Source organism: Bradyrhizobium sp. USDA 4474, assembly GCF_054057515.1.
This window is the reverse complement of record NZ_JBSRZJ010000002.1, coordinates 1,849,291-1,864,428: the sequence shown is the minus strand read 5'-3', so window position 1 is coordinate 1,864,428 and position 15,138 is coordinate 1,849,291. Positions and strand designations below refer to the sequence as shown.

Here is a 15,138-nt window from a genome sequence, read left to right as displayed (position 1 = left end):
GGTCAGCCTTCCGGAACGAGGAAGATCGCGGCGAGCGGCGGAATGGTGAGGCGAAGCTCGGGTGCCTTGCCTTCGAGGGTTTGCACCTCGCCGACGTTCCCGACATTGGTTCCGCCGTAATGGGCGGAGTCCGAATTGAACACTTCCTTCCACTTGCCGGCGAAGGGTACCGGAACGCGATAGTTGCGATAAACGTTGGGCGAGAAGTTCGTGACCACGAGACATCGCGCGTGCTCGTCAAAGCCCTTGCGCAGCCAGGCAAAGACGTTGCGGTTGGCATCATCGGTGATTAGCCATTCGAAGCCGGCATGGTCGCAATCCATCTGGTGCAGCGCCGGCACCGCGCGGTAGAGCCGGTTGAGGTCGCGGATCAGGGATTGGATGCCGGAATGGTACTTGTATTCGAGCAGGTGCCAGTCGAGTGACTGGTCGTGATTCCACTCCCGGCTCTGAGCGATCTCGCCGCCCATGAAAAGCAGCTTCTTGCCGGGATGACCGAACATGAAGCTGTAATAGGCGCGCAAATTGGCAAAGCGCTGCCATTCGTCGCCGGGCATGCGGCCGAGCAGCGAGCGTTTGCCGTGCACGACCTCGTCATGCGACAGCGGCAAGATGAAGTTTTCGGAGAACGCGTAGTGCAGGCCGAACAGGATGTCGCCGTGATGATGCTTGCGGTGGATGGGATCCTTGCTGATGTAGTTCAGCGTGTCGTGCATCCAGCCCATGTTCCACTTGTAGCCGAAGCCGAGCCCGCCGAATTCGACCGGGCGCGAGACCTGCGGCCACGCCGTGGATTCTTCCGCCGCCGTGGTCGCCTGCGGAAAGCGTGCGAACAGCTCGGTGTTGAAGCGGCGCAGGAAGTTGATCGCCTCGATGTTCTCGCGGCCGCCATACTGGTTCGGAATCCAGGCGCCGGGCGGGCGACTGTAGTCGAGATAGAGCATGGACGCGACCGCATCGACGCGCAGGCCGTCGATGGCGTAGCGCTCCAGCCAGAACAGCGCGTTCGACACCAGGAAATTCGTCACTTCGGTCCGGCCGTAATTGTAGATCAGCGTGCCCCAGTCGAGGTGGCGGCCCTGCAGGGGATTGGCGTGCTCGTAGAGCGACGTGCCGTCGAAGCTGCCGAGCCCATGCGGATCGTCAGGGAAGTGACCCGGCACCCAGTCGAGCAGCACGCCGATGCCCTCGCGGTGGCAGGCATCGATCAGCGCGGCGAAATCCTCCGGCCTGCCGAAGCGGCTGGTCGGCGCATACAGGCCGGTCGGTTGATAGCCCCAGGAGCCGTCGAACGGATGCTCGCTCACGGGCAGGAATTCGAGGTGGGTAAAGCCCATGTCGCGGGCATAGGCCGGGAGCTGCTCGGCGAGCTCGCGATAGGTCAGCCATTCATTGCCGTCCTTGCGCCGCCATGAGCCGAGATGAACCTCGTAGATCGACATCGGCGCCGACAGCGCATTGATGCCGTCAGGCGCCGGGCGCGGCCGCGGCAAATGCGCCTCGTCGAACACGATGGAAGCCGTCTTCGGCCGCAGCTCGCTCGCGAATGCCATGGGATCGGATTTCAGCGGCAGCAGATGGCCGTGCGGGCCGATGATCTCGAACTTGTAGTGATCGCCGGGCTTGGCGTGCGGAATGAACAATTCCCAATAACCGGCGCCGCGCACCCGCATCGGATGGCGCCGGCCGTCCCAGAAGTTGAAATCGCCGACCACCGACACGCGCCGCGCGTTCGGCGCCAGCACGACGAAGCCGATGCCGTCGATGCCCTGCAGCCGCATCGGATGCGCGCCGAGCTTGTCGTAAAGGCGCTGGTGCGTGCCTTCGCCGAGCAAATAGAGGTCGAAATCGCTCAGGATCGGCGGAAAGCGGTAGGCGTCCTCGAATTCGACGACGTTGTCGCCGAACTTGGCGCGGAGCTGGTAGTGCTTGGAGCCATTGGGCAGGGGGCCGATGAACAGACCGGAAGCGTGGACGCGATCGAGCTTTGCGACCTCGCCGTGCTCGCCGACCGCTTCGACATTGGAAGCATCGGGCAGGAAGGCCCGTACCACGCTCTTGTCGCCCTCCGGATGCAGCCCGAGATAGTGGAAGGGGTCGGAATGGCGGCCCTCGATGATCGCGTAGGCCTCGGCTGGCAGTTTAGGCATGGGCTTCGCTCTCATTGGACAAAATGCGAAGCAGCCCGGTCAGCGCCCCATTGAGCCCCTCCGGCCGGTGGGACAGCTCGTACTCTACTTCGTCGAACGCTTGATCAAGCAGGAAATACCTTAACATGTTTTCCGCAGCGTGCCTCTGTTGCGGCCAGATCCGGCGATCGGTCATGGCCTCGCGGTAGGCGGTCAAGAAGGTCGAGGTGGCATGTTCGCGCCATTCGCGGAGCGCGGCGGCAAGCCGGCCCTGTTCGTCACTGGCACCCGACAGGGCGCGGTGAAGCGCCGCGTTAACCGAAAGATCAATCGAGCGGACCAGGCCGGCGACGTCGCGCGCGGCAGGCAGCTTGCGGCGCCTGTCGGCCAACGTAACATGCGGATCGCCGTCGAAATCGATGATGAAGATGTCGTCCTTCACAATCAGAGTTTGCCCGAGCCGGAAGTCGCCATGATGACGGATGTTCAACCCGCCGATGCCGGATGGCAAGAGCGCGTTGATATGGTTCGGCACGGTCGCGCGCACCGCCACCAGCCGGTCGATCAGGGGCCGGTCGCCCTCGCGCAGGCCGTCCCTGATGTCGGCAAGGCGCTCGAACACCCGCTCGGCGCGTCCCTTGAGCTCGGATGTCCAACGCTTGACATCCGCAGGGCCGATCGTTTCGGGGGCGAGGTCGGTCGTCTTGGCGGCCGCGAGCGCCATGTGCAGTTCGGCGAGACGCCGTCCGATCTGCGCCATGAAGTGCAGATAGGGCGCCTGCTCCTGGGTCACCCGGGGCATCTCGCCCACCGGCCCTAACCGCTGCTCATCGATGTAGCGGTCCAGATAGCCCGTCGTCACTGCCCAGCCATCGCCCTGGTTCTCGACATAGGCATGCAGAACGCCGATCGCGCTGTGGGTATCGCCTTCGACCAGCTCGACGCTGCCGAGCAGCGCCGGCGCGTTGGCAAAGCGGGCAACTTCAGTGAGGTAGTGACCGATCTCGATCTCGGGATTGATGCCGCTCTCGAGCCGGCGATGGATCTTGGCCACATACTGATTGTCGACCAGCGCCGTGCTGTTCGACTGCTCGACGGCGCGGATGCGGGCGGGCTCCTTGATGGTGTATTCGGCGAACCGGCTGGTGGCCTTGAATTCGAGCCGCAGATTGTTCTCGTCCACGACCAGGTTCTGCGACAAGCCTCGCAGGAACAGGCCAATGAAGATCTGGTCGGTCGCGACGTCGAGCAGCGTGCCTTCGCGCGCACCCTGGCGCACGGCGGCGAGCGCCTTCGGGTTGAAGCGCTCGCGGTCGAACCGTACCCACTCGATCTGCATCGGCAGCACATAACGCGTCGTGATGTCGGCCTGCGCCGTCTCGAAGAACGCGATCCAGGGCCTGTTGTCGCCGATGTCGCTGAACGGCACCGCCGAGGTCAGCGTTGCCTTGATGTGCTTGGGATTGTGCTCGGGATACCAGCGTGTCCGCGACAGGAAACCCGGCAGAACGTCACGCTCGAACACGCCGCGCTCGCGGGCGAGCGAAACCCAGTTCGAGTTGACGGGGACCACCAGCGTCTCGAATTCCGGCACCGCCCGCGGCACGACCGGCTCGGACTTGTCACGCTCCTGGAGCTGGAACCAGTAGAAGCCGTAGGGTCCCAGCGTGATCATGTATGGCACCTCCCCGATCGCGGGGAAGCGGGTGCGGCCGAGCATCTCCTGCGGGATGCGATCTTTCCACGGCGACAGGTCGAGCTCGGTGGCTTGCGCCGCGCGCGACAGATTGGCGACGCAGAGGATCACCTCGTCGCCATATTGCCGGACATAGGCCAGCACGGCGCGGTTGGCCGGGCGGATGAAGGTCATGGTGCCGCGGCCGAAGGCGAGCGTCGACTTGCGCACGGAAATCAGCCGCTTGGTGGCGCTGAGCAGCGACGACAGGCTGCGCGACTGCGCCTCCACGTTGACCGAATCGTAGCCGTAGACCGGATCCATGATCGGCGGCGCATAGAGGCGGGCCGGATCGGCGCGGGAGAATCCGCCGTTGCGGTCGGGGCTCCACTGCATCGGCGTGCGCACGCCGTTGCGGTCGCCGAGATAGATGTTGTCGCCCATCCCGATCTCGTCGCCGTAATAGATGATCGGCGTGCCGGGAAATGACAGCAGCAGCGAATTCATCAGCTCGATCTTGCGGCGGTCGTTGTCCATCAGCGGCGCAAGCCGCCGGCGAATGCCGACATTGATGCGGGCGCGGGGATCGTTGGCGTAGGTGGTCCAGAGATAATCGCGCTCGACGTCGGTGACCATCTCCAGCGTCAGCTCGTCATGGTTGCGCAGGAACAGCGCCCACTGGCAGCTCGCGGGAATGTCCGGCGTCTGGCGCAGGATGTCGGTGATCGGGAAGCGGTCCTCCTGCGCGATCGCCATGTAGATGCGCGGCATCAGTGGGAAGTGGTAGGCCATCTGGCATTCGTCGCCGCGGCCGAAATATTCCTGCACGTCTTCGGGCCACTGATTGGCCTCGGCCAGCAACAGCTTGCCCTTGGAATAGGCGTCGAGTTCCTGGCGCAGGCGCTTGATGATCGCATGCGTCTCGGGCAGGTTCTCGTTGGAGGTGCCCTCGCGCTCGCAGAGATAGGGAATGGCGTCCAGGCGGAAGCCGTCGACGCCGGCGTCGAGCCAGCGCTTCATCACCTGGATGATTGCGCTGACGACGCGAGGATTGTCGAAATTGAGATCGGGCTGGTGCGAGAAGAAGCGGTGCCAGTAGAACGCGCCGGCCTCGGGATCCCAGGTCCAGTTCGACTTTTCGGTGTCGGTGAAGATGATCCGCGTGCCCTGGTATTTCTGGTCGGTGTCGCTCCAGACGTACCAGTTGCGGGCGCTCGAGCCTGCGGGGCTGCGGCGCGCGCGCTTGAACCAGTTATGCTGGTCGGAGGTGTGGTTGATGACGAGCTCGGTGATGACGCGCAGGCCGCGCTTCTGCGCTTCCTGGATGAAGCGCTTGAAATCCTTCATCGTCCCGAAATCGGGATTGATGGAGCCGTAGTCGCCGATGTCGTAGCCGTCGTCGCGGCCGGGCGAGGGGTAGAATGGCAGCAGCCACAGCGCGGTCACGCCGAGGTCCTGCAGATAGGGCAGCTTCTCGGTCAGCCCGACGAAATCGCCGATGCCGTCATTGTTGCTGTCGGCAAAGGCCTTGACGTGGAGCTGGTAGATGATCGCATCCTTGTACCACAGCTCATCCACGACCTCGGCGGCCTCGGCTTTCTGGGTGTCGACGGAAGACAGTACATTCATGGCGTGATCCTTACGCCAGGCAGCGGAATAGCAGTGCCGGATCGCAGTCGGGATCGATACGCAACCTGATCCCGCCCCATTCGATGCGGGACTGTTCGCCTGTCATGAGATTTTCGAGTGCGGAGATGCGGCGGCGTTCGCCGCCGACGTCGATGGTGAGCTCGCCGAGCGACAACCAGACTTCGCGCACGGGGCGCGAGAGGGCGATGGCCACGACGACGATGTTGGCCGGCTCGGTCGCTTCCTTCACGAAAGCGATCGTCTCGCCATCCTCGATGCCAAGGAAGCGCAGATCAGTGGTCTGCTGGAGCGCGGCGTTGTCGTGACGGATGCGGTTGAGCGCGGTGATGTAGGCCTTGATGTTGCCGGGCTTGTCCCAGTCGCGCTGGCGGATCTGGTACTTTTCGGAATCCTGATATTCTTCGTGGCCGGGGATGGCTTCGTGCTCGAGCAGCTCGAAGCCGCTGTACAGGCCATAATTGCCCGACAGCGTGGCCGCCAGCGCGACGCGCGACTTGAACATCCAGGCTTCGCCGCCTTGGAGATGGTAGGGCAGCAAATCCGGCGTGTTGACGAACAGGTTCGGCCGAACGAAGTCCCGCTCCGGATATCGCGTCAGTTCGCCGAGATATTGCTCGAGCTCCCGTTTCCCGGTGCGCCAGGGGAAATAGCTGAAAGACTGCGCGAAGCCGAGCTTGGCGAGGCCCCTCATCAGCTTCGGCCGCGCAAACGTCTTCGAGAACAGGATCACCTCGGGATGGCGCGAGCGAATGTCGCGGATCAGCCACTCCCAGAACGGTAGTGGCGCGGTGTCGTGATTATCGATCGCGAAGATGGTCACGCCGTGGTCGATCCAGAACAGCATGGCGTCGCGAAATGCGTTCCACAATCCAGCCCGGTCGACGGAGGCGAAATCGGGGATGACGATATCCGAATAAGCACCGTCCGCCGTCCGCACCGAGCGGTCCGGCCGCCATTTGAACCATTCCGGATGCTGCGTCAGCCAGGGATGATCCGGTGAGCATTGCACGGCGAAATCGAGCGCGATTTCGAGGCCATATTCCAGGCAGGTCGCGACCAGCGCGCGGAAATCCTCGATGGTGCCGAGTTCTGGATGTAGCGCATCATGGCCGCCCTCGGCCGCGCCGATCGCGTAGGGCGAGCCGGGCTCGCCGTCGCTCGCGACCGGTGAATTGTTGCGACCCTTGCGCCGGGTTTTGCCGATCGGGTGGACAGGCGTGAAATAGAGCACGTCAAAGCCCATCGCCGCGATGTCGGGCACCCGCGCGATGCAGTCGCGCAGCGTGCCGTGCTGGCCGGCGACCGCGCTCTGACTTCGTGGCATCATCTGATACCAGGCGCCGAAGCGCGCTCTGTCACGGTCGACGACAAGCGGGAAGTTCGGCGATCGCGTGAGGTCGGGCCGCGCCTGGCTTTCCGCCATGGCCTCGCCAAGTTCGGTGGCGAGCAGCGGCGTGACATCGCCGCTGCCGAGATAGTCCTCGCATTGCCTGAGGATGACAGCCGCCGCGTCCTGCCGCGCTCCTTGCGCCTTGGTCAGGAGGCCGGCGCCTTCGATCGCATCGAGCGTGATGTCGCTGCCTGACAACTGCTTGCGCTCGACGCCGTGCCGCCAGGTGGCGAATTCGTCGGTCCAGGCTTCGATGGCATAGACATAGAGGCCGGGCTCGGGCGGAACAAATGCGCCGGACCAGCGGTCATCGCCATGATGGATCATGCTCTCTCGCCGCCATTCTCGCTCCTGCTCGCCGCGCCAGATCAACGCGGCGCTGATCGTGGCGTCGCCGTGGCGATAGATGTCGGCCCACACCTCGACCCGATCACCCGCGATCCGCTTCACGGCGAAGCGGCCGCCGTCGATCAGGGGATAGACGTCTTCGATCAGGAAAGCGCTGCCGGCCGCGGCACTCTCGACAGTTTGAATTGTCTTGTTCACGGTGATGCCATTGACAAGAAAGCAGGAGCCCGTTTCCCTTGTCGGGGATCCACGCTTGGTACCAGTATAGAAAGCCGGTTGTGTGGCATTGGTTCCCTCGGGAACAGCAGGCGCAGTTTGCGAGTTAAGCGTGACTAACCTCTTCCACGACCTCATTAAAATCGATGACCCCGGCCTGACAATGGCCTGCAAGCTGCGTGCCGAATGGATCTTTTAGCTCAAGCCCGGATCAAGGGCGTTCAGTCCGAATTCATCGACGCCCTTGGAAAGCTGCGGGTCACCGCGCCCGAGGCGCTCAAATCCATCCTCGATGCCCTGCCGGAAAAGCGGGTCTACCGCTTCGTCAGCGGGCCGGTCGTGGTGCGCGCGCTGGGCAGTCCGCGCACCGAACTCGCTTCCGTCGGCGCGGTGCCGCTGCAATGGAAGATCACCGGCAACGGCGATTTGATCGCACAAGGTGAGACGCGCGAGCCCGTGATCGCCTGGCCCGCCGGCCTGCCGCTCGGCTATCACCGCCTGACCCTGACCGATGCGGCAGGTGCGACGGAAGAGGTGCCGATGATCGTGGCACCGGAGCGTGCCTTTGGTGGTGATTTCGACCGCGGCTGGTTGCTCGCCGTGCAGCTCTACAGCGTCCGTTCGGACCGCAATTGGGGCATCGGCGATTTCACCGATCTGGCGGGGCTCGTCCGGCTCGCCAAACAGCTGGGTGCCGATGGCGTCGGGCTCAATCCGCTGCATGTGCTGTTCGACGATCACCCGGCCGATTGCAGTCCCTATTCGCCAAATAGCCGGCTTTTTCTCAATCCGCTTTATATCGATGTCGAGGCCATCCCGGAATTTTCTCCGGACCTCATTCCGAACGCGGCCGCGACCGCTGCGCGGCTGCGCGAAGGCGATCGTGTCCCTTACGCCGACATGGCGGCGCTGAAATGGCTGGGCCTGCGCGCGGCCTTTGACAGTTTCGTGAAGTCGGCGAGCGGTGTACGCCGCAACCAGTTCGATGCCTTCCGCGCCGAGCGTGCGCCGCTGTTGTCGCGCTTTGCCTGCTTCGAGGTGCTGCGGCATCGTTTCGCCGCGCCGTGGTGGGAATGGCCGCCGGAATGGCAGCAACCCGATGATGCCAAATGCGCCGGCTTGCGCAACGGCCCTGACAAGCACGAGGTCGAATTCGTCGAGTTCGTGCAATGGACGGCCGACGCACAACTGCGCGCCGCCAAGGATCTGTCAGCGGAACTGGGCATGCGCGTCGGCCTCTATCTCGATGTTGCCGTCGGCGTGCAGTCGAACGGTTTCGATGCCTGGAACGAGCAGACCGCGATCTCGCGTCACCTCGCGGTTGGCGCGCCGCCCGACGTGCTCAACACGGTTGGGCAGGATTGGGGCCTCGCGGGATTCAACGCCGGCGGCCTGGAGGCGCAATCCTTCGTGCCGTTCGCCGACATGGTGGCCGCCTCCATGCGGCATGCCGGCGCGATCAGGCTCGATCACGTACTCGGACTGAAGCGGCTGTACCTGGTGCCGCGCGGCTTCAAGCCCGACAACGGCGCCTATGTGCAGATGCCGCTCGAGGCGCTGCTGGCCGCGGTGGTCAGGGAGAGCGTCACCCATAAATGCATCGTGATCGGCGAAGACCTCGGCACCGTGCCGGAAGGTTTCCGCGAGACCATGCAGGATTTCGGCATCTGGTCCTATCTCGTCATGATGTTCGAGCGCGACGATGCCGGCCATTTCCGCAATATCGACCATTACCGGCCCAACGCACTGGTCACGCTGAACACACATGACCTCTGCACCTATGCGGGCTGGCGCTCGTTCAGCGATCTCAGGATGAAGCGCTCGCTCGGGCTCGATCCCGGCGAGGACGATCAGGCGCGCTGGAACGCGCTCGGCGGGCTCGACGCGATCCTGCGCCAGAACGGCATCAACGCCAACGATCTCTACTCGGTGCTCACCTTCCTGTCGCGCACGCCGTCGCGGCTGCTCGCGGTGTCGATGGAGGACCTGCTCGGCGTGATCGACCAGCCCAATATTCCCGGCACCATCGACGAGCATCCGAACTGGCGCCAGCGCTTGCCCGTTGCGCTCGACAAGATCGCCGCCAAGATCGATCTCGCGGCTTTGAAGGCGGCGACGCGGGAACGTTCGCTGCCCGGCGGGAGTTGATCCGGCGGGATTTCCAAGGTTCGGAAAGCCAGGGCTCGCACGACATTGTCACAGAGGATCGAGGACTATGCGTTGATCGGCGACTGCGAGACCGCAGCGCTGGTCGGGCGCAACGGCTCGATCGACTGGCTGTGCTGGCCTGCCTTCGATTCCGACGCCTGCTTTGCCGCCATCCTCGGTACGCCCGGGAACGGCCGCTGGCTGATTGCGCCGAGCGAGGACGTCACCACGATCTCACGCCGTTATCTCGGCGACACCCTCATCCTGGAAACACGCTTGGAGACCAAAGGCGGCACCGTGTCGCTGGTCGACTTCATGCCGCCGCGCGGCAAGGCCTCCGACATCGTGCGGCTGGTGCGCGGCGTCACGGGCACGGTGAAGATGCGGATGGAGCTGGTGATCCGCTTCGGCTTCGGCGTGAACATTCCCTGGGTGCGGCGGATCGACCACTCGCTGCTGGCGGTCGCGGGCCAGGACATGACGGTGCTGCGCACGCCGGTCGAGACGCGCGGCGAGGATCTGACCACGGTCGCGGAGTTCGAGGTCAGGAACGGCGAGACCGTGCCGTTCGTGCTGACCTACGGTCCATCGCATCTCGATCCGCCCCAGGCGATCGACCCCGAGATCGCGCTCCGGGAGACCGAGAAATTCTGGAAGCAGTGGAGTGAGCGCTGTGATCGCGAGGGCGATTACCAGAATCTCGTCATGCGCTCGCTGATCACGTTGAAGGCTCTGACCTTCGCCCCCACCGGCGGCATCGTCGCGGCGCCGACCACGTCGCTGCCGGAAAAGCTCGGCGGCGCCAGGAATTGGGACTATCGCTTCTGCTGGCTGCGCGACGCCACCTTCACGCTGCTGGCGCTGATGAACGCCGGATATACTGAGGAGGCCTCGGCCTGGCACAGCTGGCTCCTGCGCGCCGCGGCCGGCTCGCCCGAAAACATGCAGATCATGTACGGCATCTGGGGCCAGCGGCGCCTCCTGGAATGGGAGGCGGGCTGGCTCGGCGGCTATGAGGGCGCGCAGCCGGTGCGCGTCGGCAATGCCGCCCATGCGCAGCTCCAGCTCGACGTCTACGGCGAGTTGATCGATGCCTTCCATCAGTCGCGGATGGCCAAGCTCAAGCTCGATGATGAAGCGACCTGGGCGCTGGAATGCGCGGTGCTCCAGCATCTCGCCGAGGTCTGGGACCAGCCCGATCATGGCATCTGGGAGCGGCGCGGCCAGCCCAGGCACTACGTCTTTTCCAAGGTGATGACCTGGGTCGCCTTCGATCGTGCCATCAAGAGCGCCGAGACATTCGGCTTCAAGGCACCGCTGCTGCACTGGCGCACCTTGCGCGAGGCCATTCACCACGACGTCTGCAACAAGGGTTTCGACGCGGAGGAGAACGCCTTCGTCGAATGCTACGGCTCGAAAATGCTCGATGCCAGCGTGCTGCTGCTCTCGGGCGTCGGCTTTCTGCCGGCAGACGATCCGCGCATCCGCGGCACCGTCACTGCCATTGAAAAGCACATGATGCGCGACGGTTTCGTGCTCCGACACGATCCGCGCGAGATGTCCGGGGAGACCCAGCCAATCGAGGGCGCGTTCCTGGCCTGCACCCTGTGGCTTGCCGATGCCCATGTGCTGGCCGGCGACACCGACAAGGCGCAGCTGCTGTTCGATCGCGTGGCCGCGCTCGCCAACGATGTCGGATTGTTGGCCGAGGAGTATGATTCGATCGCGCGTCGCCAGACGGGCAATTTCCCGCAGGCGCTGACCCACATCGCGCTGATCAACACCGCGCACAATCTGTCCGCCGCGCGGCACGCGAGCGCGAAGCCGGCGATGCAGCGATCGAAGTAAAGGTTCGATTTGGTTGCTTCCACGAAAGTGGTGCGCCCCTTCTCCCGCGAGCGGGAGAGGTTAAGAGAGCCCGCGGCTCGATCGACCCGCTCGATGCAATTTCGCCTCAACCAGCCCCGTTCCGCTTCAAGATCATCTCCATCGCCTCCGCAAAACCGTCCTGCTCGTTGGTCGCGGTGACGTTTGTGGCCTGGTCCTTGACGTTGTCGGTGGCATTGCCCATTGCAATCGAGACGCCGCTGACGCGGAACATGGCGAGGTCGTTCTGCATGTCGCCGATGGTGGCGACCGCATCCAGGGAGATGCCCAGGCGCTTGGCCATGGCCTGCACGAAGGTGCCCTTGTTGAAGCCGGGCGGGGTGATGTCGAGATAATAGGTCTGCGAACGGACGGCGGTCGCCTCACTGCCGAGCGCTTCCTGCATCACCTTTTCGCAACGCTCGAGACCTGCCGCATCGGCACTGGCACCGACGATCTTGCAGGCGCCGGCAAGATACGGCGTAAAGTCCGTCACGATGGTCGGATCGGCGCGGATCGTGTGCTGCTCATGGGCGACATATTTACCGCTCGGATTGTCGATCAGCCATTTGTCCGCGGTGAAGATCCAGAGATCGGCGCCGAAATCGCGCAGGATCTGCAGCGATGTCTCGGCCGCGCTTGCCGGGATGAGATGCTGCTCGACCGGATTCATCTCGGGATCGATGATCGAGGAGCCGTTGAACGGACCGACCGGCAGCCACAGCGCCAGTGGCTCGATCAGGAAGCGCATGCCGATCGCAGGCCGGCTGGAGGTGATGGTGAAGGCGACCCCGGCCTGGTGCAACCGCTGCACCGCGGACCGCGCGCGGTCCGTCAATGTCTTGTCCTTGGTCAGCAGCGTGCCGTCGACGTCGGAAACGACCAAAGAGATTTTCGTCATGGTTGAGCCTTGGTTTCCTTGGCCTTGCCTGTCGCGCCGTCGATCTTCAGCTGTCGCATGATGCCGTCGACGATCTCTTCGACGGATTCGTCGATCGACGCCGTGATGACGTGCTCGTCCGCGTCCGGGGGCTCCAGCGTGTTGAACTGGCTGGCGAGAAGCCCGGGCGGCATGAAGTGACCCTTGCGGTGCGCGAGCCGGTCGGCGATCAGCTCCTGCGTGCCCTTGAGGAAGACGAAGCGGACGTCGTCGCGGCCGCGCAGCAGCACGTCACGATAGCTGTGCTTGAGCGCCGAGCAGGCGATGATGACGTGCTCGCCCTTGCTGCAGACCCGCGCGACTTCGTCGGCAATGGCGTTGAGCCAGGGCCAGCGGTCCTCGTCGGTCAGCGGATGGCCGGCTCTCATCTTCTCGACGTTGCTGACGGGGTGAAAGCTGTCGCCATCCTCGAATCGCCAGCCGAGACGCTCGCTGAGCGCCTCTGCAATTGTACTTTTGCCCGAACCCGACACGCCCATCACGATCAACGCACAAGGTGCTTTAACGCCCGCCACGAATCCCCTCCGGAAGCGCGGCCTGGTCGACCAGCCAGACGGTCTCACCATTCGAGCGCGCGCGTACAGCCGGCAGATTCTCGCCATTGAGCAGGCGCGTCAAGATCGCCTGCTTGTCATGGCCTGCAATCTCGAACAGCATTTCACGGCAGGCGGCCAATGCAGGCAGCGTCAACGAGATCCGCGGCACGAAGGGCGCGACATTGGCTTTGGGGACGCCGACGACCCAGCGCGCGGTCTCCTCGACCGCGGGATAGCCGGGAAAGAGCGAGGCGGTGTGCCCGTCGGGTCCGGCGCCCATGAGGACGACGTCAAACAGCGGTCGGGCCGGGTCGAGCTGGTCCGCCCCATAAAAGGCCTTCAACTCGCGCGCATAGGCCTCGGCGCCAACCTCGGGGCTCTCGGCCGCGGTCGGGATCGGATGGATGAGGTCAGACGGCGCGTTGCGATCCAGAAACGTGGCGCGAGCCGCCGCCATGTTGTTGAGGGGATCGCTCTCGGCGACAAAACGCTCGTCGCCAATGAACCAGTGCACGCGGTCCCAAGGGATCCTGCCGCGCCAGGCATCACTGCCCAGCAACTGGTAGAGCTTCTTCGGGCTGGAGCCGCCGGTGAGGCAGATCGCAATGCGGCCGGGATTGGCTGATATCCGGGCCATCACGCGTTCGGCTGCGGCTTGCGCGAGGGCCTCGGCGTCGGCGACGACGATCAGGTTTGGCTTCCCGGCCGCCGCCATCACGTGAACTTCCGCCAGCTGCGGCCGTCGCGTCGCAGCAACTCGTCGGCGCAGGCCGGACCGTCGCTGCCGGCCTCGTAGGTCTCGATACCGTTGGTGCCGGCGTTCTTCCAGGCATCGAGGAACGGCTGCACCGCCTGCCATCCGGCCTCGATGCCGTCGGCACGCTGGAACAGGATGTTGTCGCCGATCATGCAGTCATAGATCAGCGTTTCGTAGCCGGTCGACGGATCGGCCTGAAAATAGTCGCCGTACTTGAATTTCATCTCGACGCCGTCGATCGTGATGCTCGGTCCCGGAATCTTGGCGTTGAACTGAAGCTCGATCGTCTCGGTCGGCGCGATGCCGATGGTGAGGAAGTTCTGCGAGAGACGGTCGACCGCCGTGCCTGAGAACATCGACAGCGGCGCTTGCTTGAACTTGATCGCGACCTCGGTGCGCTTGTGGGCCAGCGCCTTGCCGGTGCGCAAATAGAACGGCACGCCGGCCCAGCGCCAATTGTCGATCATCAGCTTCAGCGCGACAAAGGTCTCGGTGGTGCTGCCGGGCTTGACGTCGCAGGTCTTCCGGTAGTCCGGGATCTGGTCGTCGCCGATGCGGCCTGCGAGATACTGCGCACGAACCGAGCTCCTGAGCGCTTCTTCCTGGTTCGGCTGCTGCACCGCGCTGAGGACCTCGGCCTTCTCGGAGCGCACGGAATGCGCGTCGAAGCGCGCCGGCGGCTCCATCGCCACCAGCGACATCAGCTGGAACAGATGGTTCGGCACCATGTCGCGGAGCGCGCCGGTGGCGTCGTAGAAGCCGCCGCGATGGCCGACGCCGAGCTTCTCCTCCACCGTGATCTGGACGTGGTCGATATGGTTGCGATTCCAGATCGGCTCGAACATGCCGTTGGCGAAGCGCAGCACCAGGATGTTCTGCACGGTCTCCTTGCCGAGATAATGATCGATCCGGTAGATCTGGTGCTCGTCCATGATCTTCAGCAGTTCGGCGTTGAGCGCGCGTGCCGAGGCGAGGTCGGTGCCGAAAGGCTTTTCGATCACCAGCCGGCGCCAGGTGCCGTTCTCCTTCATCATGCCGGTGCGGCCGAGCTCGCGCGCGGTCGGTGCGAACGCAGCCGGGGGGGTCGCGAGGTAGAACAGCCTGTTACCGCCGGTGTCCTGCGCGCAGTCCAGCGCATCCAGGTGCTCGCGCAGCCGGTCGAACGATGGCGGATCCTTTGCATCGGCCTCGACGAAGCTCACGCGCTCCAGCAGTCTCCTGGCGACGACATCGTCCACCGGACGGGTCGCGAACGCGCGCAGTCCCTTCAACAGGCTCTCGCGCAATTCCTCGTCGGACATGGCGCTGCGGCCAACGCCGACCACGCAGAATTTCTCCGGCAGCAGATGTTCGGCGGCAAGATTGTAAAGCGACGGGATCACGAGACGGTGTGTGAGATCGCCGGTGGCACCGAAAATGACGAAAGCGCAATTTTCCGGCTTGCGCTTGGCTTGCTGGTCTTTTGTCACGAACGAGCGGCCTT

General features: G+C 64.2%; 9 protein-coding genes. 2 read left to right on the top strand and 7 right to left on the bottom strand.

The window, feature by feature from the left end:
* Positions 1–2: 2 nt before the first annotated feature.
* Genes glgB through ACVW16_RS10615 form a run of 3 tightly spaced genes read right to left on the bottom strand, consistent with a single transcriptional unit; the run spans position 3 to position 7,390 of the window.
* The gene (gene glgB / locus ACVW16_RS10625; protein WP_456736091.1) at positions 3–2,150 is read right to left on the bottom strand and encodes a 1,4-alpha-glucan branching protein GlgB; all 2,148 of its coding nucleotides are present in this window, start codon (positions 2,148–2,150) and stop codon (positions 3–5) included.
* The gene (treS, locus tag ACVW16_RS10620; protein WP_456736090.1) at positions 2,143–5,433 is read right to left on the bottom strand and encodes a maltose alpha-D-glucosyltransferase; all 3,291 of its coding nucleotides are present in this window, start codon (positions 5,431–5,433) and stop codon (positions 2,143–2,145) included. Before treS ends, glgB begins: the two co-directional genes overlap by 8 nt.
* A 10-nt stretch (positions 5,434–5,443) precedes the next feature.
* Positions 5,444–7,390: a maltotransferase domain-containing protein gene (locus ACVW16_RS10615; protein WP_456736089.1), complete on the bottom strand. Its 1,947-nt coding sequence runs from the start codon at positions 7,388–7,390 to the stop codon at positions 5,444–5,446.
* Positions 7,391–7,594: 204 nt separating this feature from the next.
* On the opposite strand from ACVW16_RS10615, the gene malQ reads away from it, so the two are divergent.
* Both malQ and ACVW16_RS10605 read left to right on the top strand, forming a co-directional pair.
* On the top strand, positions 7,595–9,556 hold the full coding sequence (gene malQ, locus ACVW16_RS10610) for a 4-alpha-glucanotransferase (protein WP_456736088.1): 1,962 nt from the start codon (positions 7,595–7,597) through the stop codon (positions 9,554–9,556).
* Positions 9,557–9,601: 45 nt separating this feature from the next.
* Positions 9,602–11,404, top strand: coding sequence for a glycoside hydrolase family 15 protein (locus tag ACVW16_RS10605; RefSeq protein WP_456736087.1), 1,803 nt, complete (start codon positions 9,602–9,604; stop codon positions 11,402–11,404).
* 106 nt (positions 11,405–11,510) lie between these two features.
* Here the strand turns inward: ACVW16_RS10605 and ACVW16_RS10600 are convergent, their stop codons facing one another.
* Genes ACVW16_RS10600 through zwf form a run of 4 tightly spaced genes read right to left on the bottom strand, consistent with a single transcriptional unit; the run spans position 11,511 to position 15,124 of the window.
* On the bottom strand, positions 11,511–12,323 hold the full coding sequence (locus ACVW16_RS10600; protein ID WP_456736086.1) for an HAD family hydrolase: 813 nt from the start codon (positions 12,321–12,323) through the stop codon (positions 11,511–11,513).
* A complete protein-coding gene (locus ACVW16_RS10595) occupies positions 12,320–12,877 on the bottom strand; it encodes a gluconokinase (RefSeq protein ID WP_456736085.1) in 558 nt (185 codons plus the stop codon). Before ACVW16_RS10595 ends, ACVW16_RS10600 begins: the two co-directional genes overlap by 4 nt.
* The gene (gene pgl / locus ACVW16_RS10590) at positions 12,864–13,613 is read right to left on the bottom strand and encodes a 6-phosphogluconolactonase (RefSeq protein ID WP_456736084.1); all 750 of its coding nucleotides are present in this window, start codon (positions 13,611–13,613) and stop codon (positions 12,864–12,866) included. Before pgl ends, ACVW16_RS10595 begins: the two co-directional genes overlap by 14 nt.
* Entirely contained in the window at positions 13,613–15,124 is a 1,512-nt protein-coding gene (zwf, locus tag ACVW16_RS10585; protein ID WP_456736083.1) for a glucose-6-phosphate dehydrogenase, read from the bottom strand. The genes pgl and zwf overlap by 1 nt, the downstream gene beginning before the upstream one ends.
* Between the last annotated feature and the right edge of the window lie 14 nt (positions 15,125–15,138).